This window comes from Geodermatophilus amargosae (assembly GCF_900116515.1).
GTDB lineage: Bacteria > Actinomycetota > Actinomycetes > Mycobacteriales > Geodermatophilaceae > Geodermatophilus > Geodermatophilus amargosae.
Genome location: NZ_FPBA01000017.1, coordinates 42,631 through 67,122, shown reverse-complemented (window position 1 = coordinate 67,122; position 24,492 = coordinate 42,631). Strand labels below are relative to the sequence as shown.

General features: G+C 72.9%; 28 protein-coding genes and 1 pseudogene. 15 read left to right on the top strand and 14 right to left on the bottom strand.

Annotation, left to right across the window (positions count from 1 at the left end; all coding sequences use genetic code 11):
- The first annotated feature begins 20 nt into the window (after window positions 1-20).
- Genes BM414_RS19580 through BM414_RS19540 form a run of 9 tightly spaced genes read left to right on the top strand, consistent with a single transcriptional unit; the run spans window position 21 to window position 9,420 of the window.
- Entirely contained in the window at window positions 21-1,688 is a 1,668-nt protein-coding gene (locus tag BM414_RS19580) for an AMP-binding protein (protein WP_093582112.1), read from the top strand.
- Between the two features lie 10 nt (window positions 1,689-1,698).
- Window positions 1,699-2,865 (top strand): acyl-CoA dehydrogenase family protein, encoded by a 1,167-nt coding sequence (locus tag BM414_RS19575; protein ID WP_093582110.1) that lies wholly within the window; start codon window positions 1,699-1,701, stop codon window positions 2,863-2,865.
- A gap of 16 nt (window positions 2,866-2,881) precedes the next feature.
- On the top strand, window positions 2,882-3,808 hold the full coding sequence (locus tag BM414_RS19570; protein ID WP_093582108.1) for an HpcH/HpaI aldolase/citrate lyase family protein: 927 nt from the start codon (window positions 2,882-2,884) through the stop codon (window positions 3,806-3,808).
- A 2-nt stretch (window positions 3,809-3,810) separates the two neighbouring features.
- Window positions 3,811-4,344 (top strand): MaoC family dehydratase, encoded by a 534-nt coding sequence (locus BM414_RS19565; protein ID WP_093582106.1) that lies wholly within the window; start codon window positions 3,811-3,813, stop codon window positions 4,342-4,344.
- The gene (locus tag BM414_RS19560) at window positions 4,341-5,813 is read left to right on the top strand and encodes an aldehyde dehydrogenase family protein (protein WP_093582104.1); all 1,473 of its coding nucleotides are present in this window, start codon (window positions 4,341-4,343) and stop codon (window positions 5,811-5,813) included. Before BM414_RS19565 ends, BM414_RS19560 begins: the two co-directional genes overlap by 4 nt.
- Entirely contained in the window at window positions 5,810-7,060 is a 1,251-nt protein-coding gene (locus BM414_RS19555; protein ID WP_217644823.1) for a CaiB/BaiF CoA transferase family protein, read from the top strand. Before BM414_RS19560 ends, BM414_RS19555 begins: the two co-directional genes overlap by 4 nt.
- Window positions 7,057-7,830 (top strand): SDR family NAD(P)-dependent oxidoreductase, encoded by a 774-nt coding sequence (locus BM414_RS19550; protein WP_093582102.1) that lies wholly within the window; start codon window positions 7,057-7,059, stop codon window positions 7,828-7,830. The genes BM414_RS19555 and BM414_RS19550 overlap by 4 nt, the downstream gene beginning before the upstream one ends.
- A complete protein-coding gene (locus BM414_RS19545) occupies window positions 7,827-8,657 on the top strand; it encodes an amidohydrolase family protein (protein ID WP_093582100.1) in 831 nt (276 codons plus the stop codon). Before BM414_RS19550 ends, BM414_RS19545 begins: the two co-directional genes overlap by 4 nt.
- The gene (locus tag BM414_RS19540) at window positions 8,650-9,420 is read left to right on the top strand and encodes an enoyl-CoA hydratase/isomerase family protein (RefSeq protein ID WP_093582098.1); all 771 of its coding nucleotides are present in this window, start codon (window positions 8,650-8,652) and stop codon (window positions 9,418-9,420) included. The genes BM414_RS19545 and BM414_RS19540 overlap by 8 nt, the downstream gene beginning before the upstream one ends.
- A 22-nt stretch (window positions 9,421-9,442) precedes the next feature.
- On the opposite strand, the gene BM414_RS19535 is transcribed toward BM414_RS19540, so the two are convergent.
- The 3 genes from BM414_RS19535 to BM414_RS19525 all read right to left on the bottom strand — a co-directional run bounded on the left by BM414_RS19535 (window position 9,443) and on the right by BM414_RS19525 (window position 10,790).
- Complete coding sequence (locus BM414_RS19535; RefSeq protein ID WP_093582226.1) at window positions 9,443-9,892, bottom strand: iron chaperone; 450 nt, start codon at window positions 9,890-9,892, stop codon at window positions 9,443-9,445.
- Window positions 9,893-10,033: 141 nt separating this feature from the next.
- A complete protein-coding gene (locus BM414_RS19530) occupies window positions 10,034-10,231 on the bottom strand; it encodes a hypothetical protein (RefSeq protein ID WP_093582096.1) in 198 nt (65 codons plus the stop codon).
- A gap of 40 nt (window positions 10,232-10,271) precedes the next feature.
- A complete protein-coding gene (locus BM414_RS19525; RefSeq protein ID WP_093582094.1) occupies window positions 10,272-10,790 on the bottom strand; it encodes a pyridoxamine 5'-phosphate oxidase family protein in 519 nt (172 codons plus the stop codon).
- Between the two features lie 127 nt (window positions 10,791-10,917).
- On the opposite strand from BM414_RS19525, the gene BM414_RS19520 reads away from it, so the two are divergent.
- From BM414_RS19520 to BM414_RS19500, 5 genes are read left to right on the top strand one after another with little or no spacing between them, the layout of a single operon-like run.
- The gene (locus BM414_RS19520; RefSeq protein ID WP_093582092.1) at window positions 10,918-12,567 is read left to right on the top strand and encodes an FAD-dependent oxidoreductase; all 1,650 of its coding nucleotides are present in this window, start codon (window positions 10,918-10,920) and stop codon (window positions 12,565-12,567) included.
- The gene (locus BM414_RS19515; RefSeq protein WP_093582090.1) at window positions 12,564-14,099 is read left to right on the top strand and encodes an AMP-binding protein; all 1,536 of its coding nucleotides are present in this window, start codon (window positions 12,564-12,566) and stop codon (window positions 14,097-14,099) included. The genes BM414_RS19520 and BM414_RS19515 overlap by 4 nt, the downstream gene beginning before the upstream one ends.
- A complete protein-coding gene (locus BM414_RS19510; protein ID WP_093582088.1) occupies window positions 14,099-14,851 on the top strand; it encodes an enoyl-CoA hydratase/isomerase family protein in 753 nt (250 codons plus the stop codon). The genes BM414_RS19515 and BM414_RS19510 overlap by 1 nt, the downstream gene beginning before the upstream one ends.
- Window positions 14,852-14,869: 18 nt before the next feature.
- The gene (locus tag BM414_RS19505) at window positions 14,870-15,286 is read left to right on the top strand and encodes a nuclear transport factor 2 family protein (RefSeq protein WP_093582086.1); all 417 of its coding nucleotides are present in this window, start codon (window positions 14,870-14,872) and stop codon (window positions 15,284-15,286) included.
- Entirely contained in the window at window positions 15,283-16,140 is an 858-nt protein-coding gene (locus tag BM414_RS19500; RefSeq protein WP_093582084.1) for a mycofactocin-coupled SDR family oxidoreductase, read from the top strand. The genes BM414_RS19505 and BM414_RS19500 overlap by 4 nt, the downstream gene beginning before the upstream one ends.
- 47 nt (window positions 16,141-16,187) lie before the next feature.
- Here BM414_RS19500 and BM414_RS19495 read toward each other — a convergent pair whose 3' ends face one another.
- The 11 genes and pseudogenes from BM414_RS19495 to BM414_RS19450 form a co-directional block, all read right to left on the bottom strand.
- Window positions 16,188-16,496, bottom strand: a complete 309-nt coding sequence (locus BM414_RS19495) for an EthD family reductase (protein WP_093582082.1) — start codon at window positions 16,494-16,496, stop codon at window positions 16,188-16,190.
- Between the two features lie 41 nt (window positions 16,497-16,537).
- Entirely contained in the window at window positions 16,538-17,134 is a 597-nt protein-coding gene (locus tag BM414_RS19490) for a nuclear transport factor 2 family protein (protein ID WP_217644822.1), read from the bottom strand.
- Window positions 17,131-17,553 carry an acyl-CoA thioesterase gene (locus tag BM414_RS19485; protein WP_217644821.1) on the bottom strand — a complete coding sequence of 141 codons (423 nt, stop codon included), beginning with the start codon at window positions 17,551-17,553 and terminating at the stop codon, window positions 17,131-17,133. Before BM414_RS19485 ends, BM414_RS19490 begins: the two co-directional genes overlap by 4 nt.
- Entirely contained in the window at window positions 17,550-17,966 is a 417-nt protein-coding gene (locus tag BM414_RS19480) for a MaoC family dehydratase (RefSeq protein ID WP_217644820.1), read from the bottom strand. Before BM414_RS19480 ends, BM414_RS19485 begins: the two co-directional genes overlap by 4 nt.
- Window positions 17,963-18,463, bottom strand: coding sequence for a hypothetical protein (locus tag BM414_RS19475; protein ID WP_093582080.1), 501 nt, complete (start codon window positions 18,461-18,463; stop codon window positions 17,963-17,965). Before BM414_RS19475 ends, BM414_RS19480 begins: the two co-directional genes overlap by 4 nt.
- On the bottom strand, window positions 18,464-20,017 hold the full coding sequence (locus BM414_RS19470) for an AMP-binding protein (protein ID WP_093582078.1): 1,554 nt from the start codon (window positions 20,015-20,017) through the stop codon (window positions 18,464-18,466).
- Window positions 20,018-20,045: 28 nt separating this feature from the next.
- Window positions 20,046-20,456: a nuclear transport factor 2 family protein gene (locus BM414_RS19465; protein WP_093582076.1), complete on the bottom strand. Its 411-nt coding sequence runs from the start codon at window positions 20,454-20,456 to the stop codon at window positions 20,046-20,048.
- A gap of 98 nt (window positions 20,457-20,554) precedes the next feature.
- Window positions 20,555-20,908 carry a cytochrome P450 gene (locus BM414_RS31455; protein ID WP_281246764.1) on the bottom strand — a complete coding sequence of 118 codons (354 nt, stop codon included), beginning with the start codon at window positions 20,906-20,908 and terminating at the stop codon, window positions 20,555-20,557.
- Window positions 20,909-21,012: 104 nt separating this feature from the next.
- Window positions 21,013-21,915 (bottom strand): annotated as a pseudogene (locus BM414_RS19460) (cytochrome P450); the annotation flags it as partial.
- A gap of 60 nt (window positions 21,916-21,975) precedes the next feature.
- The gene (locus BM414_RS19455) at window positions 21,976-22,815 is read right to left on the bottom strand and encodes a mycofactocin-coupled SDR family oxidoreductase (protein ID WP_093582074.1); all 840 of its coding nucleotides are present in this window, start codon (window positions 22,813-22,815) and stop codon (window positions 21,976-21,978) included.
- Window positions 22,816-22,895: 80 nt separating this feature from the next.
- Window positions 22,896-24,176 (bottom strand): cytochrome P450, encoded by a 1,281-nt coding sequence (locus BM414_RS19450; protein WP_093582072.1) that lies wholly within the window; start codon window positions 24,174-24,176, stop codon window positions 22,896-22,898.
- Here BM414_RS19450 and BM414_RS31650 point away from each other — a divergent pair.
- Window positions 24,072-24,479: a ferredoxin gene (locus BM414_RS31650; RefSeq protein ID WP_342716262.1), complete on the top strand. Its 408-nt coding sequence runs from the start codon at window positions 24,072-24,074 to the stop codon at window positions 24,477-24,479. The genes BM414_RS19450 and BM414_RS31650 overlap by 105 nt on opposite strands.
- Window positions 24,480-24,492: the final 13 nt, after the last annotated feature.

The window sequence follows — 24,492 nt, the reverse complement described above, 5'->3', positions numbered from 1 at the left end:
ACCCCATCGGTAGGGGAGAGATGCGCTACTACACGGAGCTGGAGCCGGCCTTCCCGGACCAGGGCGACTGGACGCTCGCGACGGTACTGCGGCACCACGCGGCCCGCCGCCCCGACGCCGTCGCGCTCGACCTGCCCGAGGAGGGCCTGACCCTCACCTACGCGCAGGCGCTGCAGCAGGCGGAGTCGGTGGCCGACCGGCTCGCCGAGGCCGGTGCCCGCACCGGCGACCGCGTCCTGGTCATGGCGGCCAACTCCTCGCAGTTCCTGCGCACCTGGCTTGGCACCGGGATCGGCGGCACGGTCGAGGTGCCGATCAACACCGCCTACGAGGGCGTCTTCCTCGAGCACCAGGTGGCCACCTCCGCGCCGCGGTTCGCCGTCATCGACGACGTGCACGCGGCCAAGTTCGCCGCCGTCGGTGACGCCGCCCGGGTCGTCGAGCGGTTCTGGGTGGTCGACACCGGCAGCCGCGAGCAGGCGCTGACCCTGCTGCGCGAGCACGGCTGGACCGCCGGCCCGTGGGAGGACCTCGTCGTCGGCGCCCGCTCCGGCGCGCGGTTCCCGACGCCGCCGCCGCACGCGCTGGCCTCGATCTTCTTCACCTCCGGCACCACCGGCCCGTCCAAGGGCGTGGCCATGCCGCACGCGCAGATGTACTTCTTCGGCCAGGAGGTGGTCAGCCTGCAGCGGCTGACCCCCGAGGACACCTACTTCACCTGCACCCCGCTGTTCCACGGCAACGCCCAGTTCATGGCGGCCTACCCAGCGCTCATCGCCGGCGCCCGGCTGGTCTGCCGGCCGCGGTTCTCCGCCAGCCGCTGGGTCGCCCAGCTGCGGGAGTCCGGCGTCACGGCCACCAACCTCATCGGCGTGATGATGGACTTCGTCTGGAAGCAGCCCCCGCGCCCGGACGACGCCGACAACGTGCTGCGCACCGTCTTCGCCGCCCCCACGGCCAGTTCCATCGTCGAGGGGTTCAAGGACCGCTACGGCATCGAGGCGTTCACCGAGGTGTTCGGCCTGACCGAGACCAGCGCGCCGATCCTGTCGCCCTACGGCGAGGACCGGCCCGCCGGCGCCGCCGGGCTGGCGGCCGCCGACTGGTTCGACGTGCGGCTGGTCGACCCCGAGACCGACCGCGAGGTGCCCCTCGGCGAGGTCGGCGAGCTCGTCGTCCGGCCGCGGCACCCGTGGACCTGCTCCCTGGGCTACTTCGGCATGCCGGAAAAGACCGCCGAGGCGTGGCGCAACCTGTGGTTCCACACCGGGGACGCGCTGCGCCGGGACGCCGACGGCTGGTTCTACTTCGTCGACCGCTACAAGGACGCGCTGCGCCGCCGCGGCGAGAACATCAGCTCCTACGAGGTCGAGCAGGGCCTGCTGTCGCACCCCGGCGTCCTCGAGGTCGCCGTCGTCGGCGTCGCGGCCGACTCCGAGGCCGGCGAGGACGAGGTCATGGCCTTCGTCGTGGCCGACCCGGCCGGCCCCGGCGTCACCGCCGCGGAGCTGTGGGACTGGTGCACCGGCCGGGTGCCGGGCTTCGCCGTCCCGCGCTACGTCCGCTTCGTCGACGCGCTGCCCAGGACACCGTCGGAGAAGGTCCAGAAGGCCGTGCTCCGCGCCGACGGCGTCACCGCCGACACCCACGACCGGACCGCCGTCACCGCGGCGGCCGGCGCCCGCTGAGGAGACCGCCGTGGACTACGCCGAGGACCCCACCCACCGGGAGATCCGCGAGGCCGTCCGGGCCATGTGCAAGGCCTTCCCCGACGAGTACTGGATGCAGCACGACGACTCCCACGAGTTCCCCTGGGAGTTCTACGACGCGGTGCGCGACGCCGGCTGGCTCGGCCTGACCATCCCCGAGGAGTACGGCGGCGGCGGGCTCGGCGTCACCGAGGCCGCGCTCGTCGAGTACGAGATCGCCGCCTCCGGAGCGGGCATGGGCGGCTGCAGCGCCGTGCACATCGGCATCTTCGGCTTCCACCCGGTCATCGAGCACGGCTCGGAGTCGCTCAAGCAGCGGTTCCTGCCGCAGGCGGTCAGCGGCGAGCTGCACGTGTCCTTCGCCGTCACCGAGCCCGACGCCGGCACCGACACGACCAACATCTCCACCACCGCGCGGAAGGTCGACGGCGGCTGGCTGGTCTCGGGCAAGAAGGTGTGGATCACCAAGGCGCAGGAGGCGCAGCGGATGCTGCTGCTGGCCCGCACCAGCCCGCGCGACCCGGCCGCCAGGAAGACGGCGGGGCTGACGCTGTTCTTCGCGCCGATGGACCGCGAGCGCGTGCAGATCCGCGAGATCCCCAAGATGGGCCGCAACGCCGTCGACACCAACGAGCTGTTCATCGACGACCTGTTCGTGGCCGACGAGGACGTCGTCGGCGAGGTCGGGCACGGCTTCCGCACCATCCTGGGCGGGCTCAACGCCGAGCGGGTGATCAGCGCCAACGCCGCGCTCGGCATCGGCCGGGCGGCGCTGCGCCGCGGCGTCGAGTACGCCAAGCAGCGCGAGGTGTTCGGCCGGCCGATCGGGCAGAACCAGGGCATCAGCTTCCAGCTCGCCGACGCCGCGATCCGTCTCGACGCCGCCGAGCAGGTCGTGCAGAAGGCGGCCTGGCTGGTCGACCGGGCGCTGCCCTGCGGCCGGGAGGCCAACGCGGCGAAGTTCCTCTGCGCCGAGGCCGGCTTCCTCGCCGCCGACGTCGCCCTGCAGGTGCACGGCGGTTTCGGCTACGGCAGGGAGTTCCACGTCGAGCGGTACTTCCGCGAGGCCCGGCTCATGCGGATCGCGCCGATCAGCCAGGAGATGGTCCTCAACTACACCGCCGAGCACGTGCTCGGCCTGCCGCGCAGCTACTGACGGGAGACGGCCGGCGATGGTGCCCTACCGCTCGATCCTGTTCGTCCCGGGCCACAAGCCGCAGTGGCTGGACAAGGCCCTGGCCTCCGGCGCCGACTGCGTCGTGCTCGACCTCGAGGACTCGGTGCCCGCCGACCTCAAGGCGGGCGCCCGCGCGACCGTCGCCGAGTCGATCCGCGCCGTCCGCGCGCGCGACCCCCGCGTGGGCCTCCTCGTCCGGGTCAACCCGCTCGACACCCGGCTCACCGGCGCCGACCTCGAGGCCGTCGTCGTCCCCGGGCTCACCGGTGTCTTCGCGCCGAAGATCGAGACGGCGACCGACGTGCTGCGCTACGACGCGCTGCTCGACCACTTCGAGGCGCGCAACGGCGTGCAGGGCCTCGAGTACATCGTCCCGGTGGAGATGATCGGCGCGATCCAGAACGCCCGGGAGATCGCGGCGGCGTCCCCGCGGGTCGGCGCGATGATCGGCCCCACCGCCGAGCACGCCGACATCGCCCGCGCCGTCGGCTACCGGTGGACGCCGGAGGGCGAGGAGACCCTCTACCTGCGCAGCCGGGTGCTGCTGGCCTGCCGCGAGGCGGGGATCCACCCGCTCACCGGGCTCTGGGAGCGGCTCGACGACCTGGTGGGGCTGAAGACGTTCGCCGAGAAGGGCCGCCAGCTCGGCTTCCGCGGGATGATCGCCATCCACCCGGGGCACGTGCCGGTGGTCAACGAGGCGTTCACGCCCACCGCCGACGAGGTCGAGTTCCACGAGGGCCTGCTCGCCGCCTACCAGGCCGCCGCGGCCGCCGGCTCCGGCGCGGTCCGCTACCGGGGCGTGCACATCGACAAGGCCCACGTGGACACCGCCCGCGAGTGGCTGGCCCACGCCCGCTCGCTGCCGGGTGCGCAGGGCGCACCCGTCCCCACGTTCGACGCGCCCGAGGGAGGTCGCTGACCGTGCGAGGCCTGTACTTCGAGGAGTTCGAGGTCGGCCGGGTCTACCGGCACCCGTTCACCCGCACCGTGACCGAGTCCGACAACGTGCTGTTCACGTCGCTGACGATGAACACCCAGCCGCTGCACCTCGACCACGAGTTCGCCAAGGGCACCATCCACGGCCGGCCGCTGTTCAACAGCCTCTTCACCCTCGCCCTGGTCGGCGGCTTCCACGTGCTGGAGCTGACCTTCGGGACCACACTGGGCAACCTCGGCTACGACAAGGTCGAGTTCCCCCACCCGGTGTTCCACGGCGACACGCTGCGCGGTGAGACGACGATCCTCGACAAGCGGGAGAGCAGGAGCCGCACCGACAGCGGCATCGTGTGGTTCGAGCACCGCGGCTACAACCAGGACGACACGCTGGTGATGCGGTGCACCCGCGTCGGCCTGATGGCCAGGAGCCCCGAGCACGGCGGGTCCAACCCCCGGGTGCTGGGCGACGACACCCCCGTCGCGACCGCCCCCGTCACCTCCGAGGAGCAGCGGGCATGACCACCACCGAGACCGACCTGCGCACGTGGGTCCCGACCACCCGTGAGCTGCTGATCGGCGGCCGGCTCGTGGCGGGCGAGGGGCCGCAGATCGAGGCGGTCAACCCCGCCACCGAGCAGGTCACCGCGACCGTGCCGACGGCGACGATCGCGCAGGTCGACGCCGCCGTCGACGCCGCGCGCCGGGCCTTCCCCGCGTGGGCCGAGGCGAGCCCGCAGGAGCGCAGCGCCGCCATCTCCCGGATGGCCGACGTGTTCGAGGCCAACGTCGAGCGGCTCACCGCCTCGATCGTCAACGAGGTCGGCACCCCGGCCGCGTTCGCCGAGGTCATGCAGGTGCGGCTGGGCATCGTCCACCTGCGCTGGCAGGCCGAGGCGGCGCTGGTGGACCGGACCGTGCAGCTGGGGCCCTGGCACGACCCGGTGCTCAGCTACTCCGAGGTGGCCTACCGGCCGGCCGGCGTCGTGGCCTGCATCACCGGCTACAACTACCCGATCAACCTCGCCGTCTTCAAGTTCGGCGCGGCCCTCGCCGCCGGCTGCACCACCGTGCTGCTGCCCTCCCCGCGCACCCCGCTGACCACGCTGTGGATGGGCGAGCTGTTCGAGGAGGCCGGCATCCCCCCCGGCGTCATCAACGTCCTCGTCGGCGACGGGCCCTCCGTCGGCCAGCACCTGACCACCCACCCCGGCGTGGACCGGGTGTCGTTCACCGGCTCCGACGCCGTCGGCGCCCGGATCATGGAGCAGGCCGCACGCGGGCTGAAGGGCGTCACCCTCGAGCTCGGCGGCAAGTCGCCCAACATCCTGCTGCCCGGCATCGACGTCGCCGCGCTCGCCCGCGACATCCACCTGCGGTGGGCGCGCAACGGCGGCCAGGGCTGCGCGGCCCTGGCCCGGATGCTGGTGCACGAGAGCCTGGTCGACGACTTCCTCACCGCCTCCCGCGAGGCGTTCACCGCGCTCAGGGTCGGCGACCCGTGGGACCGCACGGTCAACATCGGGCCGATGATCCGCGAGGACCACCGGGCGCGCGTCCGGTCGTTCATCGACGACGGGCTGGCCGACGGCGGGGAGATCGTCCTGTCGCTGGACACCCCCGTCCCCGACCGCGGGTACTTCGTCAACCCGGTCGTGTTCGCCGGGCTGCCGCACGACAACCGCCTCGTGCAGACCGAGGTGTTCGGCCCGGTGGGCGTCGTCGTGCCCTTCTCCACCGAGGAGGAGGCGATCGCGCTGGCCAACGACACCGCCTACGGGCTGGCCGCCAACGTCTACACGCCCGACGTCGAGCACGGCCGGGCGCTGGCCGCGAAGCTGCGCTCCGGGACGGTCTGGGTCAACGGCGGCGGCAACATGCGCCCCGACGCGCCGTTCGGCGGCTTCGGCCTCTCCGGCGTCGGCCGCGAGATCGGCGAGTGGGGCATCCGCGAGTACCTCGAGCCGCAGCACGTGCAGTGGCGGCCGTGACCACCTGGGGGAAGAGCATGAACGACGACGCGGCGAGCAGCCCACCCCTGGCCGGGATCACCGTCCTCGAGCTCGGCACCATGTACGCCGCCCCGACGGCGGGACGCATGCTGCGCGACTTCGGGGCCCGGGTGGTCAAGGTCGAGGACCCGCGCACCGGCGACTTCGCCCGCCAGTGGACGCCGCAGCACGAGGGTCTGTCGATCGGCTTCGCCCGGCTCAACAGCGGCAAGGAGTCGATCGGCATCGACCTGCGCCGGCCCGAGGGCCGCGACCTGGTGCGCCGGCTGGCCGCGCGGGTCGACGTCGTCATCGAGTCCTTCCGGCCCGGGCGGCTGGAGGAGTGGGGACTGGGCTACGACGCGCTGTCGGCCGACAACCCCGGCCTGGTGCTCACCCGCGTCTCGGGGTTCGGGCAGACCGGCCCGTACCGGGAGCGGCCGGGCTTCGGCACGGTGGCCGAGACCGCCAGCGGCTACGCCTTCGTCAACGGCTGGCCCGAGACGCCGCCGACGTCGCCGCCGTTCGGGTTCGCCGACTCCATCGCGGGCCTGTCGGCCGCGTTCGGGACGACGACGGCGCTGTTCAACCGCTCGCGCACGGGCCGCGGCGACGTCGTCGACGTGGCGCTCTACGAGCCGCTGATGTTCATCCTCGGCGACCTGATCGTGAACTACACCGCCACCGGCTTCATCCAGGAGCGGGTGGGCAACGGCTCCGGCTCGGCGTCCCCCCGCGGCATCTACCAGGCCGCCGACGGGCAGTGGCTGTCGATCGCGGCGTCGAACCAGACCATCGCCCTGCGGCTGTTCGACGCGATGGGCCGGCCGGAGTTCAAGGACGACCCGCGCTACGCCACCAACGTCGCCCGCATGGCGAACAACGACGAGCTGCAGGAGCACGTCAAGGCCTGGGTCGCGCAGCGCCCGCGCGCGGAGGTCCTCGCCGACCTCGACGCCCACGAGGTGGTCGCCGCCGCGGTCAACGACGCCCGCGACATCGTCGAGGACCCGCACTTCCGCGAGCGCACGCTGGTCGAGCTGGCCGGCACGGCGCTCGGCCGCGTGCTGGTGCCCGGGCCCGTGCTGCACATGGGCAGCTACGCCGGTCCGGTCTACGACGGCGTGCCCGGGATCGGCGAGCACACCGAGTCGGCGCTCACCGGCCTGCTCGGCATCAGCCCCGACGAGCTCGACCGGCTGGGCAGCAGCGACGTCGTCGGGCCGGCCCCGGTGCGCGCGGCGTGAGCGCGCCCGACCGGCGACCCGGACCCGCCGTCGACCTCTCGGGCAAGGTCGCCCTGGTCACCGGCGGCAGCCGCGGCCTCGGCCGGGAGATGGTGCTCGGGCTGGCCGCGGCCGGTGCCGACGTCGTCGTCGCCAGCCGCGACCTGGCCAGCTGCGAGAAGACGGCCGCCGAGGTGCGGGAGACCACCGGGCGCCGGGCGCTGCCGGTGTCGGCGCACGTGGGCCGGTGGGAGGGCCTCGACGAGCTGGTCGACACCGTGCACGCCGAGTTCGGCCGCATCGACGTGCTGGTGAACAACGCCGGGATGAGCCCGCGCTACGACACCGTCGCCGACGTCTCCGAGGTGCTCTTCGACAAGGTGCTCGGGGTCAACCTCAAGGGCCCGTTCCGGCTCGCCGCGCTCGTGGGTACCCGGATGGCGGCCGGCGAGGGCGGCTCGATCATCAACGTGAGCAGCACCGGTGCCGTCCGCCCGCGGGCCGACATCGTGCCCTACGCCGCCGCCAAGGCCGGCCTCAACGCGGTCACCGTCGGCCTGGCGCACGCCTTCGGCCCGACCGTGCGGGTCAACGCGATCATGTGCGGCACGTTCCTCACCGACGTCTCCGCCGCCTGGGACATGGAGGCCTTCGGCCGCCGCGCGGCCACCTTCGCGCTCGGCCGCGGCGGGCAGCCCTCGGAGATCGTGGGGACGGCGCTCTACCTCGCCTCGGACTGGTCGTCGTTCACGACCGGCTCGGTCATCACCGTCGACGGAGGACAGCCGTGATCATCGACGTCCACTGCCACGCCTGGCCCGACCAGCTCGCCGACCGCGCGCTGGGCCCGCGGGTGCCGCAGTTGCCCCGCGTCGGCGACGGGAGGATCTCGACGCTGCCGTCGGTGCTGGAGCGCTCCGGGGTCGACCGCGGCGTGCTGCTCGGCATCGCCGACGCCGCGAAGTACGTCGACGGCACCAACCGGTTCGTCGCGCGCAGCCGCGGCGGCAACCTGCTCGGCTTCGGCACCGTGCACCCGGACCTGCCCGTCGACGAGAACATGGCCTCGCTGCGCCGCAACGGCATCCCCGGGGTCAAGCTGCACTCGCTGTTCCAGGGGTTCGCCTACTCCGACTCCCGGGTGTGGGACCTGCTGGAGGCGTTCGGCTCGGAGATCGCCGTCATTGCACACGTGGGCGCCGGCGGGGACCGGGAGAGCAACGAGCGCGCGACACCCGGGATGATCCGCGACATCGTCCGGCGCTTCCCCGACCTGCGGATCGTGGCCTGCCACTTCGGCGGCTACCACCGGCTGGAGGAGGCCGAGGCCGACCTGCTGGGCCTGCCGGTGTACCTGGAGACGTCGTGGCCGCCGACCATGGCCGAGCTCGCGCCCGAGCGGGTGCGCTCGATCATCGACCGGCACGGCGCCGACCGGATCGTCTTCGGCTCGGACTGGCCGATGGCCGACCCCGCGAAGGAGATCGCCGCCATCCGGGCGCTGGGCTACGACGAGGAGACCACCGCCGGCATCCTCGGCGGCAACTTCGCCCGGCTGATGGGCATCGTGCAGGGCGAGCCCGCGCCGGGACCCTCGGTGGAGCCGGTCCGTGGCTGATCCCGTCCTGGTCGACCAGCGCGGCGACGCCACCTGGATCACGCTCAACCGGCCCGACCGGCGCAACGCCTACGACCCGGAGATGGCCGAGGCGATCGTGGACGCCCTCGACGCCAGCACCCGCAGCCGCGCCGTCGTCGTCACCGGGGTGCCCGGCTCCTTCTGTGCCGGCGGGGCGCTGACCAACCTCTCCGCGCCGGACGTGACGGACATGCGGGGGCTCTACCGGGCGTCGCTGCGGTTGTTCGACGCGATCCGCAACCACCCGCGCCCGGTCATCGCGGCGGTCAACGGGCCGGCGGCCGGCGGGGGCAACGAGCTCGTCGTCGCCTGCGACCTGGCGATCGCGGGGGAGTCGGCCACCTTCGGGCAGACCGGCCCGCGGGTGGGCAGCGCCCCGGTGACCGGTGCGACCAACGTGCTCGGCGTGCAGATCGGCGAGAAGCGGGCCAAGGAGATGGCGTTCCTCTGCCGGCGCTACACCGCCGCGCAGGCGCTCGAGCTCGGCCTGGTCAACGCGGTCGTCCCCGACGACGAACTGGTCGGCGCCGTGGACGCGCTCGTCGAGGAGCTCGCCGTCCTCTCGCCGCGGTACCTGGAGATCGCGAAGGTCAGCTCCAACGTGTGGTGGAACGCCGCGCGGGACTCCTTCACCAACGGCCTCGGCATGCTCGTGCAGGCGATCGGCAGCCCGGACATGGCCGAGGGCGCGACCGCCTTCCTCGAGAAGCGCCGCCCGCGGTTCCCCGCCCCCGACGCCTGACCGTCCCGGGGACCGGCCGAGGTCAGGAGGTGGCGGTCCTCACCAGCTCGACGACCTGCTCCTCCACCGCGGGGCTCCAGCCCCTCAGGGCGAACGACACCGGCCAGAGGTCCCCGTCGTCGAGCTGCGCCGTGTCGTTGAAGCCGAGGGTCGCGTACCGGGAGCCGAACTTGCCCGCGTCCTGGAAGAAGACGACGACCTTGCCGTCCGCGTCCGCGTAGGCGGGCATGCCGTACCAGGTCCTGGGCGACAGCGCGGGAGCGTTCGCGGTCACCACCACGTGCACGCGCTCGGCGAGCGCACGGTCCTCGGGTGCCATGTCCGCGATCCTGTCGAGGACCGCCTGCAGACCGTCGGCCTTCTTGGCACCCCGCTTCCCCTCGGCGCGGAGCTCGGCGGCGCGCTCCTTCATCGCGGCGCGCTCCTCGGCGCTGAAGCCGTCGGACTGCTTCTCGGCGCTCTTCGTGGGCATCTCCTGCTCCCTCTCGACACTCGGCGGCTCGGCGCTGATCTCGTGCAGCAAAACTAGGCACGACCACCCCGCGGAGCTTCTCGATTCCTGACCGGATCGGGCACCGGCGACTGCGCCCACTGCGCCTTCTTCGCGCCGCGATCACGGAGTCGCGGTGGCGACACGCCGGCGGACGATGGCGTGTCGCCACGACAGCTCCATGATCGCGGGGGAGCCGCCCGGGACGGTCAGGTCCAGGCGCGCAGCCGGGGCGCTGCCGCCAGGGGAGTGGAGGGCCTCGGGCCAGTCGGAGGGCCGCCGGTCGCCGTACACGCGGATGCCGGTCGGCGAGGTGGTCACGGCGATCCTGGCGGGGTCCTGTCCTGGAGGAGGGACGGGCTCAGCGGCCGCCGCGGCCGTTGCCGGCGATCTTGCGGCTGTCGTGGCTCTTCTGCCGCCCGGTCGGGACCACCTCGAGCACCGCGCGGTTCGGGCTGTCGAGCAGTCGCACGAAGGCGGCCGGGTCGTCGGCGGCCATGCGCTCGGCGAAGGCCGGGAAGAACCAGTCCTTGGTGGGCCGGTCCTCGTGGACGACGACCGTGCCCTGGACGGCGAGCATGCGGCGCCCGGGCAGCCCCGTGCCGCGGTTGTCGATGACGAGGGTCAGCCGGCCGTCGGCGCGCAGCGACTCCAGGTGGTCGCGGCCGGCCACCGCGGTCAGCCAGAACCGGCCGTCGCGGCGCAGGAAGCTCATGACCACCGCCGCCGGCCACCCCTCCCGGGAGGTGTAGGCGACGGTGCACTCGGTCTGGGCGTCGAGCAGGTCGTCCTGGTCGGTGCGCGCCAGGTGCGTCCCGCGGAGGTCCTCGATGTCGCGCACGCCGACCTGGGGCCGTCCCGGATCCGTGGACGAGCTCATCCCGCGCCTCCCGGTCGTCCGGAGTCGGTCCGTCGAGACCGACGTCGTAGAACCCTTGTCATGTTTCGCATTGTTGGCTAAACAGTGAGCCAGGTCATGGGCGGGCGTCAAGAGCGGAGGAGCTCGGGTGGGCGCTGAGGAGTACGACGTCGTGGTCCTCGGGACCGGTGCGGCCGGGCTGACCGCCGCCCTCGCCGCGGCGCAGGCCGGGGCCTCGGTCGGCCTGTTCGAGAAGGGCACGGAGGTCGGCGGGACCACGTGCCTGTCGAGCGGGGTGGCCTGGCTGCCGGCCAACCCGCTGGCCGTCCGGGCCGGCGTCCCCGACTCCCGTGAGGAGGGCCTGGCCTACCTCGGCTCACTGTCGCGCGGGCTGATCCTCCCCGAGCTCGCCGAGGCGTTCGTGGACACCGTCGGCGAGTTGGTGGCGTGGCTGGAGGAGCGCACGCCGCTGCGGCTGCAGCTCATCGCGCCCTATCCCGACTACCACCCCGAGCGCCCCGGCGGGAAGCCCGGCGGTGGGCGCTCGGTCGAGCCCGAGCTCTTCCCGGTGCCCCGCCTCGGGGAGTGGGCCGGCCGGATGGTGGGGGCGGTCCGGCGGACGGCGGTGAGCGAGTCGCCGATGGGCGGCGGCACCGGCGTCCTCGCTCCCGAGGTGCTCGCCGCGCGTGACGCCGAGGACCTGGAGGGCGGTGGCCGCGGGATGGTCGCGGCGCTCCTGCGTGGCTGCCTCGACGCCGGGATCGAGCCGGTGACCGGCGCCCGCGGTTTGGAGCTCGTCGTCGAGGACGGCCGGGTCGCCGGCGTGCGGCTGGAGCGCGACGGGCGGTCGGAGGTGGTCCGCGCCCGGTCCGGCGTCGTCCTGGCCACCGGGGGGTTCGAGTGGGACGCGGAGCTGGTGCGCGACTTCCTCCGCGGGCCGATCGCCCACCCGGCGAGCGTGCCGACCAACACCGGCGACGGCCTGCGGATGGCGATGCGCGTGGGAGCGGGTCTCGGCACGATGCGCGAGGCGTGGTGGGCGCCGGTGTGCGTGCTGCCCGGCCGGACGATCCAGGGCCAGCAGGCGGTGTACCTGGTCAACCGGGAGCGCACGCTGCCCGGCTCGATCCTGGTCAACCGCGACGGCCGACGGTTCACGAACGAGGCGGCCAACTACAACGCGCTCGGCGGTGCCTTCCACACGCTCGACCCCGCCACGCTCGACTACCGCAACCACCCCTGCTGGCTGGTCTGGGACGACGCCTGCGCCCGGAGGTACGGCGGCTTCGGTCTCGGTGGGGGTCAGGCGCCGCCGGACTGGGTCCTCAGCGCCGGCAGCCTGCCGGAGTTGGCCGCGTCGATCGACGTCCCGGCCGACACGCTGGTCGCGACGGTGCAGCGGTGGAACGCGTCCGCGGAGCGCGCCGAGGACCCCGACTTCGGCCGCGGGCGGAGCGCCTACGACCGCTTCCTGGGCGACCGGAGCCTGGACGGCCCGGCGAGCACGGTGGGTCCGCTCACCCGCGGGCCGTTCCACGCGGTGCAGGTGTTCAGCAGCACGCTCGGGACCAAGGGCGGCCCGCGGACCACCGTCGACGGCGCTGTGCTGGACGTCGACGGGGACGTCGTGCCGGGCCTCTTCGCCGCCGGGAACGCCATGGCCGGCCCGACCGGAATGGTCTACGGCGGCGCCGGGGGCACGCTCGGCCCGGCGCTCGTCTTCGGCTACCGCGCCGGGCGGGCGGTGGCGGGGGTCCCGGTCGCCGCGCCCCCGGCTCACGCGGGAGCCCCCGCGTGACCGTCGCGCCGTCGATCGGGGACTGGCTGGCCGCGGCCGCCGCCCGCGCCATCCCTGCGGCCGGTGCCCTGGTGGCCGGCGAGGCGGTGACCTGGCGGGACCTCGACGCGCGCGCCGACCGCGCCGCCGCCGGGTTCCGCGCGCTCGGCCTGCGCTCCGGCGACCGCGTGTGCGTGCTCATGCGCAGCAGCACCGCCACCCTCGCCGTCTGGTTCGGCCTGGCCCGCGTCGGCCTGGTCGAGGTCCCGCTCAACCCGGTCGCTGGCCGGACGCTGCTGCGCTACCTGCTCGAGCACTCGGGCGCGCCGGTGGTCGTCTGCGACGCCGAGTTCACCGGCGTCGTCCGGGAGTGCGCCCCGGACACGGTGCGGACGCTGGTCGTGCACGGGGGCGCCGAGCCTCTCGACGTCGACCTCTCCGACCTGCTCGCCACCGCTCCGGAGCCGCTGCCGCCGGTCGATCCCACCGCCCCGGCCGTCGTCCTCTACACGTCGGGGACGACGGGGCCACCGAAGGGCGCCCTGCTCTCGCACCGGGCCAACGTCAACCTCGCCCGGCACACCGTCGGGCTCATGGACTACACCGCGGCCGACCGGCTCTACAGCGTCTTCCCGCTGTTCCACTCCAACGCCCGCTACTGCAGCGTCATGGCCGCCGCCGAGGCCGGCGCCGACCTGGTGCTCGACCGCACCTTCTCGGCCAGCCGGTTCTGGGACACCTGCCGCGCGCACGGCGTCACGGCCTTCAACTACCAGGGCGCGATGACCAGCATCCTGGCCAAGCAGCCGCCCCGGCCCGACGACGCCGACAACCCGGTGCGGGCCGGCTTCGGCGCGCCGTGCCCGCCGGAGGTGTTCGCCGGCTTCGAGCGGCGCTTCGGCGTGCAGCTCACCGAGATCTACGGCAGCACCGAGGTCTCCATCGTCTGCGACATGCCGCCCTCGGCCCGCCGCATCGGCACCGCCGGCCGCGAGTCGGTGAACTACACGGTCGCCGTGGTCGACGAGCGCGACGAGCCGGTGCCGGCCGGCACGCCGGGGGAGATCGTCGTCCGGCCCAAGCACGCCGGGTGGATGTTCGACGGCTACGCCGGCAACCCCGAGGCGACGGCGGCCGCGTGGCGGGGCCTGTGGTTCCACACCGGCGACCGCGGCGTGCTCGACGCCGACGGCTTCCTCACCTTCCTCGACCGGATGAAGGACACCATCCGGCGGCGCGGGGAGAACGTCTCGTCCTGGGAGGTCGAGCGGGTCGTCGCCGAGCACCCCGCGGTCGGTCAGGTCGCCGCGTACGGGCTGCCCTCGGAGCTGTCGGAGGAGGACGTCGCGGTCGCCGTCGTCCCCGCCGCGGGCGCCACCGTCGACCCCGCCGCGCTGGTGGAGCACTGCCGCGCCGGGCTGACCTCCTTCGCCGTGCCCCGCTACGTGCGGGTCCTCGACGAGCTGCCGCTGACGCCGAGTCAGCGGGTGGAGAAGTACAAGCTGCGCGCGGACGGCGTCGCGCCCGGCACCTGGGACCGGGAGGCCCGCTGATGGAGCGCTTCACCCGCACCGACCCCGAGCCCGGCGTCGCCGTCCTCACCATGAGCCGGCCGGAGAAGCTCAACGCGATGGACCAGACCTGGTTCCGCGAGCTGGTCGAGGTCATGGGCACGATCGGCGTCGACGACGACGTCCGCGCGGTCGTGCTCACCGGCTCCGGCCGGGCGTTCTCCGCCGGCGGGGACATCGACATGTTCGCCGGGCTCGCCGGGGACGTGACGAGGGTGCGGCCGCACCTCAAGCTGGTCTACGACGCCTTCTCCGCCGTCGAGCGGTGCGCCGTGCCGGTGGTGGCCGCGGTGAACGGGCTGGCCTACGGCGGCGGCACCGAGCTGGCGCTGGCCTGCGACGTCGTGCTCGCCGGGGAGTCGGCGCGCTTCTCGTTCAAGGAGGCCACCGTCGGCCTGATGCCCGGTTACGGCATCGTCCGCGGGCCCGACGTCCTCGGCCGGCACTGGACCCGCTACCTCGCGCTCACCGGCCGGACCGTCGACGCCGCGCGCGCCGAGCGGGCCGGGCTGGTGCAGGAGGTGCACCCCGACGACGGGCTGCTGCCGGCCGCCGTCGCCCTCGCCGCGGAGATGGCCGCGCACTCGTCGCTGGCCGTGCGGGTCGGCAAGGCGTTCGTCAACCGCGACGCCGTCGGCGGGTTCAACGAGTCCGTCGAGGCCATCGCCCTGCTCTTCGGCACCCCGGAGCACCGGGACGCCGTCACCGCCTTCCGGGCCGCACGCGGCCGCTGACCCCACCGAGGAGGGGACATGACCGATCCGCAGGAGCGCGCCGTCGTCGAGGCCTACCTGGACGCCGTCGGACGCCTGGACCTGCCGGCCATCGAGGCGACCTTCGCCGACGACGTCGAGCTGGTCCTGCCCTACGCGCCGCCCGGCTTCCCGAAGGTGTCCCGGGGGCGCGCGGCGGCGATGGAGGTCTACCCGGAGGGGCTCATGGACCCGATGCGGTTCTCCGGCTACCGCATCGACGCGCTCGAGGGCCGGCCCGGGGAGTGGGTGGCGGAGTACACGAGCGACACCCGCGTGCTGACCACCGGCCGGCCCTACCGGAACACCTACATCTCGCGGTTCCGCATCCGCGACGGCCGGATCACCCGGCTCGCCGAGTTCTTCGACCCCATCGTGCTGGTCACCGCGCTCGGCCTGGAGGTGCCGACCTCGTGAGCCGGCTGCAGGGGAAGGTCGTGTTCGTCACCGGTGCCGCGCGGGGGCAGGGGAGGGCGCACGCGGTCGCCTCCGCCCGGGAGGGCGCCGACGTGGTCGCCGTCGACCTGGACGCGCAGGTCAACACGGTGCCCTACCCGACGGCGCGGGCGCAGGACCTGGCCGAGACGGTCGCGCAGGTCGAGGCGCTGGACCGGCGGATCGTGGCGCGTACCGCCGACGTCCGCGACGAGGCCGCGCTGGCCGACGTCGTCGCCGAGGGGCTGGAGACGTTCGGCCGCGTCGACGCCCTGGTGGCCAACGCCGGCGTCTTCTCGCAGGCGCCGTTCTGGGAGATGGACGAGCAGCAGTTCCGCGACGTCCTGGAGGTCAACCTGCTCGGTGTCTGGCGGTCGATGAAGGTCGTCGCGCCGCACATGATCGAGCAGCGCCGCGGCTCGATGGTGCTCGTCTCCTCGGTCAACGGCGTCCGCGGCAACGCCGGAGCGGCTCACTACGCGGCCAGCAAGCACGGGGTGCTGGGACTGATGCGCAGCGCCGCGCTGGAACTGGGGCCGCACGGCGTGCGGGTCAACGCCCTGTGCCCGGGCCTGGTGGACACCCCGATGACCAACTGGCCGGGCATGTACGACCAGATGGCCGGCCGGCCCGGCGGCACCCGGGAGGACTTCGAGGCCTCCGCGCTGCACTACGGAGTCCTCGGCGGTCAGGGCGCGCTGGGCCCGGAGGCGGTCGCCGACGCCGCGGTGTGGCTGGCCTCCGACGGCGCCTACGGCGTCACCGGTCAGGCGATCCCGATCGACGCCGGCCACCTGGCGCTGCCCGGCTACAACCCCGCACCCGTCCGGCCCTGACCGTGCACCTCCGCGGACGGTGCCGCCCGCGGAGGTACACGGCGGGGTCAGACGACGGTCTCCAGGTCGACGGAGTGCATCGTGGCGCCGGCCTGGGCGAAGTTGCCCATGTCCGCCGAGGCCGCCTGCCCCTCCGCGGAGCCGAGGTCGGCCAGGGCGGCCTCCTTCGACGGCCAGTCGAGGACGGCGGTGACGAAGAACGGCGGCTGCGACCCGTCGAGGCTCTCGGCCACGCCCCAGGTGTACGCCGACAGGCCGGAGAGGTTCTTCGCCAGCGGTGCGTGCGTGCTGCGGTAGTACTCGAGGAAGGCCTTCGGGTCCTCGGGGTGGTGGTAGTTCACGACGACGCGGTACACGGGTCCTCCGTCTCTCCCCGGGGCCTCGGTGCCCCGGCGTCTCAGTCCCGGTAGGAGTCCCAGGTCGGGGAGCTCTCCGGGTAGTCCGCGGCCTGCGGCGCGGTGCGCGGCCAGCGCATCCGCTCCACCGAGCCGAAGCTCGTCGCCATCTCGTCGGCCGGGACGGCGTACATGAACGTGATCGAGCGGCGGGCGAACAGCCACCGTCCGCCCTCGCAGCGGTAGTCGTCCTCGTAGCGGAACGACGCGAGCACCAGCGTGCTGCGCGTGGCCAGCTCCGCGTGGCCGTGGGACCAGCCCGACGCCGTCCCGTCGCCGTGCAGCCGCACCACGCCGGGGTGCGGGGTGTGCAGCATCGTGCGGTAGGTGTCGAAGCTGGCCACGTAGGCCGCGCGGATCTCCGCCGGGCCGGCGGCGGCGACGCCGCGCCGCTCGAAGACGCCGTCGGCCGTGTACATGGCCACCACGCTGTCGACGTCGTGGTCGTCGACGGCGCGGGCGTAGAGGACGCCGAGGTCGGCGATCGCCTGCCGGTCGGCCTGGGCGCGCACTGCGGCGGCGAGCGCGGCGAGGTCCCCGTCGGGCAGCGGGGTGACCGTGGTGAGGGCCGCGGTCACCGCGGGCAGGTCGAGCGTCACGCCGGCACCTCCGCGGCCGTGGGCAGCGTGCGCAGCACGTCCAGCAGCCGCTCGGGGATCGCCGCCTTGCCGCCCTCGGGCGTGCGGCAGACGAAGGTCATCGCGCCGTGGGTGACCACCTCGCCGTCGCGCAGGAAATCGAAGCCGAGCGTGTAGGACGTCGTGCCGACCCGGTCGAGGGTGATCGCGATGGTCAGCTCGTCGAACACCCGCACCATCTGCTTGTACGTGCACTCCGAGTGCACCCCGACGGTGAGGACGCCGAGGTCCTCGACGAGCTCGCCGCTGCGCAGGCCGTGGGAGTGCAGCCACAGCGTCTGGGCGCGCTCCATCCACGGGTAGTAGAGGGCGAAGTAGGCGATGCCGACGACGTCGCAGTCGCCGTACGCCAGCTGGAAGCGGACCGGCTGGTAGGTCACGGCAGGACCACCGTCGCCGTCCCCGACACGGCCGGGTCCCCGCCCTCGACCTCCAGCACGACGTCGCAGTCGGCCAGGCGCACGCCGTCCTCCTCGCGCAGCGCCGTGACGGTCGCCCGCACCCGCAGCGACTGGCCGGCGAGCACGGTGCCGAGGAAGCGCACCCGCAGCCGGCGCAGCGACTGCGGCCCGCCGGCCCACGCGGTCACCGCGTTCATGACGTAGCCCATGTTCAGCGGGCCCTGGTTGACCGGCCGGTCACCCATGCCGAGGGCCCGCAGCGTCGCGACGTCCCAGTGGATCGGCGTGGGGTCGGAGAGCAGTGCCGCCATCGTCTTCATCTTCTCGGCGCTGACCGAGGGGACGTCGTAGGGCGGCAGCTCGGTGCCGACCTCGACCGTGGGGGTGCTCACGCGTCCCTCCGGGGGAAGACGATGGAGTTCCAGCAGCGGGCGACGGGCGCTCCGCCGCCGTGCAGGTCCGTGTCGTGCAGGTCCGTGTCGTGCAGGTCCGTGTCGTGCAGGTCCATGGCGTACCCGACGACGTCGAACACGCCGGTGCGCCGGCCGACCTTGCGCTCGGCGGACTCGATGCCGCCGGTGACGCGGTAGGTGGCGCCCACCCGCAGCGGCCGGTGCAGCGTCGTCTCGTGCTCGCCGAACACGGGGCCGTCGGCGGCGGTGGCACCGAACCACGCGAACAGCTCGTCCCAGGTGATGCCCATGGCGCCGGTGGCGGCCATCCACGCGAACAGCGGGTGCGCCGGCTGCTCGCCGTCGTCCTGCAGGGACGGCGGCTCGGCGAGCACGGTGTCGGCCAGCAGCCAGGCGCGCCAGGGGGAGACGGTGTAGCTGCCGCCGGGGAACCGGCGGCCGACGACGGTCTGCAGGTCAGCCTCCGCGAAGGCCACTCAGACCCCCCGGTCGCGGTCGGCCCAGTGGGGCTGCCGCAGCTCGCGCTTGAGGATCTTGCCGGTCGGCGCCTTGGGCAGCTGGGGGACGAAGTCCACCGAGCGCGGCTTCTGGTAGCTCGCCAGGTGCTTCTTCGCCTCCTCGATGATGTCGGCCTCGGTCGCCTCGGTGCCGGGCTTGAGCACGACGACGGCCTTGACCGACTCGCCCCACTCCTCGTCGGGGACGCCGAAGACGGCGCACTCCAGGACGGCGGGGTGCTGGTTGATGGCCTCCTCGACCTGCACGCTGTAGATGTTCTCGCCGCCGGAGATGATCATGTCCTTGGCCCGGTCGACGATGAACACGTAGCGGTCCTCGTCCCAGGTGGCCATGTCGCCGGTCCACATCCAGCCGTCGCGGATGGTCTGCGCCGTCAGCTCGGGCTGGTTGAGGTAGCCGATCATGTTCTGCTCGCCGCGCACGACGATCTGCCCGGCGGTGCGGCCGTCCTGCGGCACGTCGTGGCCGAGCTCGTCCACCACGCGGATCTGCGCGGTGAAGCCCTCCCGGCCGCAGGACCGCAGCCGCTCGGGGTGGTCGCCGGCGACCGCGCGCAGGTGGTCCTCCTGCGACAGGAACGTCATGCCGGCGCCCTCGGTCTGCCCGTAGCCCTGGATCATCGTGCAGGGGAAGGCGTCCATCGCCGCCCGCACGACCGAGGAGGGCATCGGCCCGCCGCCGTACTGGAAGTTGCGCAGGCTGGAGAGGTCGTAGCTCGCGAAGTCCGGCACGGCCATCATCCAGTTGATCATCGTGGTGATGCCGAGGAAGGCCGAGACCCGCTCCTCCTGGATGATCTCCAGCGCCTGCTTGGCCTCGAAGTTCACCAGCACCAGCGGGCAGCCGTGCCGGTTGTAGTTCATCGCCAGCACCGTGGGGATGTGGTACATCTGCCCGGTCAGCATGTAGACGTCGCTGGGCACGATCCGCTCGGCCACCGTCTGCGCCAGCATCATCGCCCCCGCGCTGCGGTGGGTGTGCAGGGCACCCTTGCTCTTCCCGGTGGTCCCTCCGGTGTAGAGGATGAAGAACGGGTCGTCGTCGAGCGCCTGGGACGTCCACACCGGCTCGTCGTCGCTCGCGGCCTCGACCAGCCGCAGGAACGACCCGTCGCTCTTGTCGCCGAACTGCAGCCAGTTCGGGACGTCGACGTCGCGCTGCAGCTGCTCGACCGTCTCGGACCACTCGTCGGCGCTGATGACCGCCTTGGGGGCGGCGTCGCGGACGATGGTGGCCAGCTCCTGGCCGGCCAGGCGCCAGTTCAGCGGCTGCAGCACCAGCCCGGCACGGCCGGCGGCGTAGTAGAGCGCCATGTACTCCGCGCAGTTGCGCGAGAGGACGGCGAACCGGTCGCCCTTCTCCAGGCCCAGGCCGCGCAGGCCGTTGGCGGCCCGCCGCACCAGGGAGTCGAACTCCGCGTAGGTCATCCGGCGGCTGTTGGGGACGTCGACGATCGCCTCGGCGCGCGGCGTCAGCGCAGCCCACTTGGCGGGGACGAGACCCTGGTTCACGGCTGCTCTCCTCCGGTCGGCGCGGGCGTCAGTAGGGGAGGTCGAGCTCGATGTGCCGCTTGGTGAAGCGCCAGGCGCCGTCGGCCTCCCGCACCAGCTCGTCCTCGTACTTGGCCGTCGAGAGCAGCGTGGCCTTGCCGTCCGCGACCGAGATCAGCGTCAGGTACGAGGTGACGGTCGCGGCGTCCTCGGTCTCCTTGCGGATGGCGACGTTGGTGGTGACGTGCCGGCGCTGGTCGGTCTGGCTGGCCAGGCTGTCGGTCATCAGCTTCATCACGGCCGCCTTGCCCTCGAACGGGCCGATGAGGTCGCCGCCGGCGATGCGCATGGACATGACCGCGTCCTCGGCGAAGGTGTCGGCCATCTCCGCCATGTCGTTGTCGTCATAGGCGATGGAGTACCGGTTGAGGACGTTCTCGATGGCGCCGCGAGCGGACATGACTGCACTCCTGGACACGGTGGGCCGACGCCGTCGTCGGCGGCTGGGCTGTGACGCCGCTTACCCTATGCATGGTTACCCTGTTTGACCAGAGGTCGTCAGGCGGGCGCGGGGTCGAACTCGACGAGCAGGCTCTCGACGCTGCGGGTGTAGAGGCCGGCCTCGCGGGGCGTGAACCCCTCCTGGTAGCGCAGGCCCGGGAGCCGGTCGAGGACCAGGTCGAGGGCGACGGTCATCTCGGCGCGGGCCAGCAGCGAGCCGACGCAGAAGTGCCGCCCGAGGACGAACTGCACGTGGTTGGCGGCGCCGGAGAACGCCTTGCCGACGTCGAGGTCGGGCCGGTGGACGTCGAACTCGTCGGGGCGCTGGAAGTGGCGCTCGTCCCGGTTGGCCGCCGCGAGCATGAGGATGCAGGTGGCGCCGGCCGGGATGGTCGTCCCGGAGAGCTCCACGGCCTCCTCGGTCTCGCGAGCATGAGGATGCAGGTGGCGCCGGCCGGGATGGTCGTCCCGGAGAGCTCCACGGCCTCCTCGGTCTGCCGCATGATCATGTGCACCGGGCCGGAGAAGCGCAGCGTCTCGGCGATCACGGCGTCGGCCAGCGAGCGGTCGGCGCGCACCGCGGCCAGCTGGTCGGGGGAGTCGAGCAGGTTGCGGACCATGCTGGCGATCGCCTTGTCGGTGGTCTCGCCGCCGGCCACCAGGAGCAGGCTGACGAAGGCCTTGATCTCCTCGTCGCTCATCCGCTCGCCGTCGACCTCGGCGCGGCACAGCCGGGACAGCAGGTCGTCGCCGTCGCCCTCGCGGCGCTCGCGGATGATCGGCAGCACGTACTCGCGCAGCTCCTCGCGGGTCTGGTCGGCGCGGGCGGTGACCGCGGGGTCGCCGGCCAGGTTGTTCAGGTGCGCCATGATCGCGTGGTACCAGCCGTGGAACCGCTCGTGGTCGCTCTTCGGGAGCCCGAGCATGTCGACCATGACGTTGATCGGGAACCAGGTCGTGAACTCCGCGACCAGGTCGGCCCGACCCCGTCCGGCGAACCCGTCGACGAGCTGCGCGGCGGCCCGGGCCACCACGCCGTCGACCAGCTCGGCCGCGTCGCGGGTGATGACCGGGAGGAAGGCCTCGAGCCCCTTGCCCCGGAAGAACGGGTTGAGCAGCGCCCGGTGGGTGGCGTGCTCCTTGCCCTCCATCTGCAGGATCGTCCGGCCGTGGATCGGTTCGAGCTGCCACTCGTAGTTGCGGCTGGAGAACGCCTGCGTGCGGAAGGCGGCCGCGACATCGGCGTAGCGGCTGATCAGCCAGCTCTGCGTGGCCTCGTGGAACGTCACCGGGTGGGAGTCGCGCAGGACCCGGTGGAGGGGATACGGGTCTGCGAGGTACTCCGGGCTGAGGATGTCCGGCGCCGGCGGGGTCACGGTCGAGGTCACGGCGGGCTCCTGGTGGTCGGCGTCACACATCTGTGCACATGGTGCGCAGGGTGTGACGCCGACCACAAGGACCGGAGGTGGTTCCGTCCGCTACTTGACGAAGGCGCCGGCGTCGACGGGGAAGGTCACCCCGGTGACGTAGCGGGCCTCGTCGCTGGCGAGGAAGAGCACGGCGTTGCTGATGTCGACCGCCTCGATCCACGGCACCGGCAGCGCGTTGAGCGACATGAAGCCCGGCATCGCCTTCTCCTGGCTGGGCTCGGGGTCGCCGGGGGAGAACATCGCCCAGGTGCCGGGGTTCTGGATCATGATCGTGTCGACGTTGGTCGGGTGGATGGTGTTCACCCGGATCGAGTGCGGGCCCAGCTCGTTGGCCAGCGTCCGCATGAGCCCGACGATCCCGTGCTTGCAGGCGACGTAGTGGGCCACGTGCTGGATGCCCTTGAGCCCGCCGATCGAGCTGGTGAACAGGATGCTGCCGCCGCGGCCGGCCTCGATCATCGACGGGATGGCGACCTTGGCGGTGTGGAAGACGCCGGTGAGGTTGACGTCGATCATGTCCTTCCACTGCTCGGCGGTCAGCTCCCACGCCTTGCCGTAGGTGGCGATGCCGGCGTTGGCGACCACGGTGTCGACGTGCCCGAACTCGGCCAGGCCCTCGTCGAAGGCCGCCTGCATCCCGTCGAGGTCGCGGACGTCGGCCTTCCGCGCCACGATCCGGCGGTCGAGCGCCTCCACCTGCCGGACGGTCTCGGCCAGCTCCTCCTCGGTGGCCAGCGGGTAGTACGGGGTCACCGTGTCGATGTCGGCGCAGATGTCGACCGCGACGATGTCGGCACCCTCCTCGGCCAGCCGGAGCGCGTGCGCGCGCCCCTGTCCCCGGGCGGCTCCGGTGATGAAGGCGACCTTGCCCTGCATGCGGCCTGCCATGGACGTAGCTCCTCTGCTCGGGACGTGCTCGGTGCCATCGCGCCGTCGCGGTGGCAGGGAGGCGGGAACCGCCCGCCCGGTCAGGTGCGGGCGCTGGCGGCGGAGACGCCGGCGGGCACCGCGCCCGGCGGCAGCCGGCGCGCGCCCGGCGTGAAGGTCGCCGGGATGCGCTGCCAGCCCTTGTTGACGCCCTGGCGGGGGTAGCGCTTGAGGCCGGAGAGGTCGACGACGTAGTCGGGCATCCGCTCGAGGACCTGCGCGAGCATCTCCTTGGCCATGCGCTTGCCGAAGTGCGAGCCGGCGCAGCGGTGCACCCCGACGCCGAAGGCCAGGTGCCGGTTGGGCCAGCGGTGGATGTCGACCTCGTCGGGGTCGGCGAACTGCTGCGGGTCGCGGTTGGCCGACGACCAGGCCAGCAGCGCACGGTCGCCCACGTGCATCGGGCAGCCGTGGAACTCCGTCTCCCGCAGCACGGTGCGCGCCAGCGCCTGCGTGGGGGAGAAGTAGCGGAGGAACTCCTCGATCGCCCGGTCGAGCAGCGAGGGGTCGTCGATGAGCTCCTGGCGTACGTCGGGGTGCTCGTAGAGCCAGACGAGGGCCTGGCTCACCAGCGAGGCCGTCGTCCCGACGCCGCCGCTGACGAGCAGCTCGACGATGGAGAAGACCTCCTCCTCGGTGATCGGCCGGTCGTCGACCTCCTGCTGCACGAGGTAGCTGATGACGTCGTCCTGCGGCTCGGCGGCGCGCGCGGCGATCGTCCGGCGCATCTGCTCGGAGCAGTAGGGCAGGTCCACATCGACGGCCCGGCGGTAGACCGGGCTGTCGGTGGGCTCGGCGAGGGTGGCCTGGTGCGACCGTGCGTAGACCTGCCAGTCCTCCACCGGCAGGCCCAGCCAGTCGATGGTGCAGATCGCCGGGACGCCGATGACCTGCGCGAGGTCGGCCTCGCCGGACTCGACGAGCTCGTCGACGAACCAGGTCGTCCACTTCACAATCATGTCCTCGACCTTGGCGACGGCGGCCGGCGAGGCGATCGGGTTGACGACCTTGCGGTAGGAGCGGAACTCCGGCGGGTCGAGCTCGATCGGGATGTGCTTGTGCATCGGCGTCTTCGGGATGACCACCGACAGGCCCGGCCCGCCGTACTGGTCGAGGCGCTGGGAGGAGAAGACGTCGTCGTCGCGTGCGGCCTCGAAGACCGACTCGTAGTCGCTGAGGACCCAGAAGCCGCCGTAGAGCTCGCTCCACGCGACAGGATGGGTCTGGCGCAGTGCGCGGTAGGCGCCGACGGTGTCCTCGGCGTGCTCCTGCGAGTGGTGGTCGAAGTGGACGACAGGACACCGGCCGGTGCTGCTGCTCATGTGGTCCTCGTCTCTGATCAACGTGACAGTGTGATAATGCTTATTCTGGTTTTGCTCTGTCAACAAGGTCGCGTCGGTCCCGGCGCCGCCCGTCCCGGGAGGGGAATCGAGATGCGCGTCACGGTCGACCTGGGAGCCTGCCAGGGGCACGGCGTCTGCCACATGAGTGCCCCGGACGTGTTCGAGCTCGACGAGACCGACGGTCACGCGATCGTCACCAGCGACCCGGTCCCGGCCGCGCTGGAGGCCGACGCCCAGCTGGGGGCCGACAGCTGCCCCGAGCGGGCGATCACGGTCGCCTGAGCGGCCCGCCCGC

What these genes read in the sequence shown, in the direction of transcription:
- BM414_RS19580 (WP_093582112.1), top strand. Translation starts at nt 21, where the DNA reads ATGCGCTACTACACGGAGCTGGAGCCGGCCTTCCCGGACCAGGGCGAC.
- BM414_RS19570 (WP_093582108.1), top strand. Translation starts at nt 2,882, where the DNA reads ATGGTGCCCTACCGCTCGATCCTGTTCGTCCCGGGCCACAAGCCGCAG.
- BM414_RS19560 (WP_093582104.1), top strand. Translation starts at nt 4,341, where the DNA reads ATGACCACCACCGAGACCGACCTGCGCACGTGGGTCCCGACCACCCGT.
- BM414_RS19535 (WP_093582226.1), bottom strand. Translation starts at nt 9,892, where the DNA reads ATGCCCACGAAGAGCGCCGAGAAGCAGTCCGACGGCTTCAGCGCCGAG.
- BM414_RS19525 (WP_093582094.1), bottom strand. Translation starts at nt 10,790, where the DNA reads ATGAGCTCGTCCACGGATCCGGGACGGCCCCAGGTCGGCGTGCGCGAC.
- BM414_RS19510 (WP_093582088.1), top strand. Translation starts at nt 14,099, where the DNA reads ATGGAGCGCTTCACCCGCACCGACCCCGAGCCCGGCGTCGCCGTCCTC.
- BM414_RS19505 (WP_093582086.1), top strand. Translation starts at nt 14,870, where the DNA reads ATGACCGATCCGCAGGAGCGCGCCGTCGTCGAGGCCTACCTGGACGCC.
- BM414_RS19465 (WP_093582076.1), bottom strand. Translation starts at nt 20,456, where the DNA reads ATGTCCGCTCGCGGCGCCATCGAGAACGTCCTCAACCGGTACTCCATC.
- BM414_RS19455 (WP_093582074.1), bottom strand. Translation starts at nt 22,815, where the DNA reads ATGGCAGGCCGCATGCAGGGCAAGGTCGCCTTCATCACCGGAGCCGCC.
- BM414_RS31650 (WP_342716262.1), top strand. Translation starts at nt 24,072, where the DNA reads ATGGGTCTGGCGCAGTGCGCGGTAGGCGCCGACGGTGTCCTCGGCGTG.
- BM414_RS19450 (WP_093582072.1), bottom strand. Translation starts at nt 24,176, where the DNA reads ATGAGCAGCAGCACCGGCCGGTGTCCTGTCGTCCACTTCGACCACCAC.